The organism is Chloroflexota bacterium, from assembly GCA_034717495.1.
Lineage (GTDB): Bacteria > Chloroflexota > Anaerolineae > JAAEKA01 > JAAEKA01 > JAYELL01.
Map to the genome: position 1 here is coordinate 23,572 of JAYELL010000093.1, position 5,522 is coordinate 29,093.

Sequence of the window (5,522 nt, forward strand, 5' to 3'; positions counted from 1 at the left end):
AGCAAGAGGGTCGATGGTGGAGACGAGTGGACCCGGCACTATCAGCCATCGCCGGGTGGCAGCAATATCCCACCGCCCGTCACGCTCACGCCAATCCCTACGGCGACCCTCACACCTTCACCGACTCCGTCGAACCCAACGCCATTCCCTACCAGCATCCGGCTCAACGAATACCTGCCAAAACCAGGCAGCGATTGGAACGGCGATGGTCAGGTGGACCCCGATGACGAATTCATCGAACTGTACAATAGCGCCGGGATTGATGTCGACGTGAGCGGATGGATACTGGATGATGCGCCGGGTGGCAGCCCCGTCTACGTGATTCCACAGGGGACCATGGCTGCTCCCCATAGCTACCTGGTCTTCTTCCGCAGCCAGACCGGTGTCGCTCTCAACGACACCGGTGACAATGTCAGGCTATTGTGGCCCGATGATACTGTGGTCGATCAGACCCTCTACAGCGCGGCCGGACCCGATCTCTCCTTTAGCAGGGAGACAGACGGCAGCGGTTCCTGGGTGTCCAGTTATCCTCCTTCCCCTGGAAGTTCCAACCAACCTGCCTACACATCCGACGACATAATAAGGCTTAACGAAATCCTCGCCAGCCCCCGGGATGTGGACTGGGACGGTGACGGCACAGCAAGTTATCTTGATGAGTGGGTCGAACTGTTCAACGCAGGTGATACGATAGTCGATCTCGGTGGATGGAAAGTGGCGGATGGCCCGCCACCCGGTGCGGAAAGAGTCCCGGGAGAACAAAGCCGTATCTATACTTTCCCGTCCGGCGCGATGCTGGCACCGGGAGATTTCCTGGTGCTCTTTCGACACGAAAGTGGCCTGGCGTTGAATGCCAGGGACGAGTCGGTGCGCCTGTTGCACCCCGACGACACTGTCGCTGACCAGTTCCAATATGACCGGTTCAGTGGTTACGACGACTCCTGGTGCCGTCTTCCTGATGGTGATGGGGATTGGGTGCTGGCCTGCAACGAGACGCCTGGTGCCCATAATCAGCCTGGGCCAGGCGGGACCGGTAGCGATTCCGGTGGCTCAACCCATTCGGGACCACCTGAGCCGCCCTACGACCGCTTCAATCACGATCTGGTGACCGTAGCCCAGGCTCGCGTGTTGCCTGATGGCGCGCGACGAACGATCGAGGGACAGGTCACCGTCTTGCCTGACGTTCATGCCAGGAATCAAATCTATATTCAGGATGCCTCAGGAGGCTTGCGAGTCTACTTGAGGTCAGCAGAATGGCCGCCATTGAGCGAAGGACAGTGGGTGAGGGTCAATGGACGCCTGAAGCTCTATAAGGGAGAGCAGCAGATAAGCCTGACTCGCATCGACGACATCAAGACAATGCATCCCGGTGCGCCGCCGGAGCCGCATCTGGTGGCAAGTGGGGAGATCGGTGAGGCCAATGAGGGGCGTCTGGTACAGCTCACTGCACCCATCAGTGGTTTTTGGGGGCGCACTACACTGTATCTGGATGATGGCAGCGGCGAGGCAAAGATCACCATTCGGGAAGGCACCGGCATCGAGCGGCCATACGTGACTGTTGGTGACCTATGGACGGTCGTTGGTGTCGTCAGCCAGTGGGACGATCAGCCGCCATACGACGCAGGCTATCGGATTCTGCCTCGCCGCCCGTCAGATCTCTGGCAAGGTGGGACAGCACCAGACCATGATGATCGCTTTCAAGTTGACAACGATATGACCTTGGGTGCATGGAATCGATCGCCGGTATTCCTGCCGTTGACCGGTGAGCAACGAGAGGGCGTCGAGGTGGATGGGCGAGAGGCCTGGCGATGGATCGGCATGGTAATTTCCATCGCTCTGGATCGGTAACTCTGATACTGCGCCGGCCTGGTCGCTGTCCTGTGGCATGAAATGTCGAACAAAAAAAGCAGTTTGGGCTGGACAAGTAACCAAATGTCGCAACCGATCATCCTAATGAGTACCGCACTGGAAAACCTGAGGAGATTTTATGCGACTATCTATGAAAAGACTCGTTCTGGCTATCCTTCTGACTACCACCATTGTGCTTGGCGGCTGCGGCGGTGCGTCAGCACCGGTAGCCGATGCTCCGGTGGTGCAGCCGGTGCAACTCGAGTTGGCGGCCAATATCGACGCGGCCACCGTTGACGAGATTCGTGGGCGCGATGATGTGTTCATTGTGGATGTTCGAGAGGATTACGAGTACGCTGACGGTCATATTCCGGGTGCTGTGTTGATACCGCTGGGTCAGCTTCCCAACCGGTTGAGCGAGCTTCCCGAGGATAAGACCATCGTCGCGGTCTGCCGCAGCGGCAACCGTAGTGGACAGGCAACCCAGTTCCTGAACCAACAGGGATTTGACATTCACAATATGCAGGGTGGCATGAATTCCTGGAAGCAGGCCGGGCTGGAGATTGAGCAGTAAAGCTTTGGTAACGACGGACTGCCGGAAAAAAAACAGCAGCACCCGCCACGGGTGCTGCTGTTTGCGTCAGCTGGGCGACGATCCCCTAGGATGTCCCGTCGGGTTCCCGGTCGGTCATCGGTGTTTTCAGGGGAATCTCTTCTTCATCCATTCTGTCTATGGCCTTCTGTAGCTCAGTCTGAGTCTGTTCCTCGACATCCCAACTCCGCTCAAGCACCTCCGTCTCAAAGGAGTATATGCTCTCCTGAGTCTTGTTGAATTGCTCAGACGCCATCTGCAGAGTCTGGTTTCCCAACTCCTCGGCACGCATTTTGAGCTGTATGCCGCGCTCTCGGACCAGTTCGATCGTCTCTTCCCCAGAGCGGGGGGTCGACATCAGGGCAACCGCGACACCAGCGGCCGCACCGACCAGCAAACCCGTGAGGAAAGCAAATGGTCCGTGGTCTTGATCAGCCATCGCTCTCTCCTCCGGATTTCGGTTGAGAACCAGGCCGTAAATCGCTGGCTGTGCCCAACAGCACACTGAACGATTTACGGACCCCCGCGGCTTTGCTCGCTACCTCAATCGCTGGATTGACAACACTGTCGCTCATGAAAGTGGTGGTGCCACGGACAGTTCCCGTGGTTTCCTGCAGGCTTTCCACAATTGGGCGTAACTCCTGGATCAGGTAAGTCAGTAATTGAATGAGCTGAAGCATCAAAAAGACCAAAATGATGTCCAGCACAATCACGGCGATTGCCAGCAAGATGATCGAGATGTCACGGATTGCCGCCGTTGCCACCGGATGTGTCAACAGGAACCAAAGTAACACCCCCAGGATCGTGGCAATGGCGATGACCGCAACTGTCAGACCCGCTTTCTGCGAGCGGGTCAACTCCTGTGGAAACATAGACAAGTTTGCTCCATTCGTACAAGTTGGTCGGGTGCAAAATTCACCGACATTGTAACACAACTCAGTCGGGCATGCAACGGTTTTTGATTTGTAGGGGAAGATGGACGATGAACTGGCTTCCCCTTTCCCTGTCGCTGATCAACTCCAGATAGCCGCTGTGGGCCTCCACGAGTTCTTGGGCGATCGTTAAGCCCAGACCCAGCCCTTGAGGAAAACGCCGGTCGTTTTCGCTGCGGTAGAAGGGTTCAAAGACCCGTTGTTGTTCGTCTGGGTTGATGCCTGGTCCTGTGTCGCTGATTCTGATCCACACTTCCTGATCGCCGACACCTGCATCGACAGTGACACTGCCCCCCGCAGGTGTGTACTTGATGGCATTGCTCAGCAGGTTGCCCATCACTTGAGCCATACGATCGGGGTCCAGGGCAATCGCCGGCAGGCCGGAAGGGATTGAGCTGTGCCAATCCAGGTCTTTGTCGATGGCAGCCGCGCGCCATGGCAGTAATTCTGGTGGCAACCACTGGCTCAAGGAGACCGGGCGGAGCTCCAACCTGGTGTTGCCAACTACCTGACTGTGCAGCTGGGTGAGATCATCCAAAAGTGGTTCCATTCGTTCGATCTGGCCTTCTACACCAGCCAGAAACTCTTCCCGAATCTGCGGATCGTCTCCGGCACCCTGGCGCAACACGTGAACGGCCGCGCGCATTGCGCCCAGGGGACGGCCCAGTTCGTGCACGATGTTGGCAAGGGAGCGGCGGCGGGTTGCTTCAAGCAGACGAAGGCGCTCTGAAAGGGTATTGACCGCCGCCGCCAGCTGCCTTATCTCCTCCGGGCCCTCTTCGGGCAAAGGATCAACCTGTTTGCCATTGGCGATGTCAACAACGGCCTCGCTGGCGTGCTGGATTGGTCGCGCCAACCGGACCGAGAGGATGTATCCGATCAGGCCTGCAAGCAGTAGCTGGAGCAGCAGAATTCCCAGAATCCACCACCGCAGGCGCGCAAATCGCGATGCTGCTCCCTCAAGGGATTCGGTGACACTCACAATGCCGATCAGGTTTTCGTTGATATCGGCGACGGGCACCAGTGCCTGAGCCCGTTGTTCCAGAAGTCCATGGTAGACCATGACGACAGGCTGGCCTGCCAGGACAGTTTCCAATGCTTCCAGGTCGATTGGCGACCCATTCTCTCCTGTTGCGGGAGATAGGCTTGCTGCGAGCAAAAGCCCTTCGGAATCAATCAGCAGGATACGGCCATCGAGGTGAAGATCGATGCTGCCAATGAATGCCTCGGCCTGTTCGACATCCTCCAGTATCACCGGTTTATGGCTGATTGCCTTAGCAATGAGATTGGCCTGTTCAGTGATATCCTGAGACAGGTCGGTTAGTAATATCTGGGTCTCAAGGATGTAGACAAGCGTTATGAAAACAAGAGGAAGAACCAGCAGCAGCGGCAGGATATGGCTGAGAATGAGACGTTCGCGGAGTGTGTGCATGGCTCTCAATCAGGAGGATGAGTCGGGAAAAGTGTTGCCATCGGGCTGTGGCACCAGTTTATAGCCGACGCCGCGTACATTGACGATTCGGGTAGGATTGCTGGAGTCCGCTTCGATCTTTTCCCGCAGCCAGCGAATGTGGACATATACGGCCTGGGGTTCTCCCGAGAATTCCGCGCCCCAGACCTGAACGAGCAGTTCATCGATGGACAGAACCTTGCCAGCTTCAATTGCCAGTGCGTGTAACAGGGCGAATTCTTTGGCAGTCAGGTCTACCGGACGGCCTGCTATGCTCACGGTATGGGCCATCGGGTCGATCACAATGTCTCCCACCTGCAGCGGAGCAGGGGGTGTGACTGCCGGGTCCGTCGCGCGCGCCTCTCTGCGCCGCAACACGGCCCTGACGCGTGCCAGCAACACGTCTGGGTTGAACGGTTTGGTGATGTAATCGTCGGCACCCAGTTCCAGCCCCAGGATGGTATCCAGCTCCCGGCGACGGGCGGTTACGAAGATCACAGGAATATCGGCGCCTGTCTTGAAGTGACGAAGGGCCTCCAGGCCATCCATGCCGGGCAGCCCCACGTCCAGCAGGATTAGATCGGGTGGATCCCGGCGTGCGACTGCCAGCCCATCCTCAGCGCTGGCGGTTGTGCTGGTTTGATAGCCGACGAGCTCCAACTGCAGGCTCAGGCTGCGGCGCAACAGGTCGTCATCTTCAACG

General features: G+C 57.6%; 6 protein-coding genes. 2 read left to right on the forward strand and 4 right to left on the reverse strand.

The genetic code is table 11. From position 1 onward, the window contains the following. Together U9R25_16805 and U9R25_16810 are read left to right on the forward strand one after the other, a co-directional pair. Nucleotides 1-1,845 (forward strand): lamin tail domain-containing protein (locus tag U9R25_16805; GenBank protein MEA3337558.1); only part of this gene is annotated, 1,845 nt, incomplete at its 5' end. Nucleotides 1,846-1,984: 139 nt separating this feature from the next. Then, nucleotides 1,985-2,419 carry a rhodanese-like domain-containing protein gene (locus tag U9R25_16810; GenBank protein MEA3337559.1) on the forward strand — a complete coding sequence of 145 codons (435 nt, stop codon included), beginning with the start codon at nucleotides 1,985-1,987 and terminating at the stop codon, nucleotides 2,417-2,419. An 85-nt stretch (nucleotides 2,420-2,504) separates the two neighbouring features. On the opposite strand, the gene U9R25_16815 is transcribed toward U9R25_16810, so the two are convergent. The 4 genes from U9R25_16815 to U9R25_16830 all read right to left on the reverse strand — a co-directional run. After that, complete coding sequence (locus U9R25_16815; GenBank protein MEA3337560.1) at nucleotides 2,505-2,876, reverse strand: YtxH domain-containing protein; 372 nt, start codon at nucleotides 2,874-2,876, stop codon at nucleotides 2,505-2,507. Continuing rightward, entirely contained in the window at nucleotides 2,869-3,309 is a 441-nt protein-coding gene (locus U9R25_16820; protein MEA3337561.1) for a hypothetical protein, read from the reverse strand. The genes U9R25_16815 and U9R25_16820 overlap by 8 nt, the downstream gene beginning before the upstream one ends. A 64-nt stretch (nucleotides 3,310-3,373) precedes the next feature. Continuing rightward, entirely contained in the window at nucleotides 3,374-4,801 is a 1,428-nt protein-coding gene (locus U9R25_16825; GenBank protein MEA3337562.1) for a HAMP domain-containing sensor histidine kinase, read from the reverse strand. A gap of 9 nt (nucleotides 4,802-4,810) precedes the next feature. After that, nucleotides 4,811-5,522 (reverse strand): response regulator transcription factor (locus U9R25_16830; GenBank protein ID MEA3337563.1); only part of this gene is annotated, 712 nt, incomplete at its 5' end.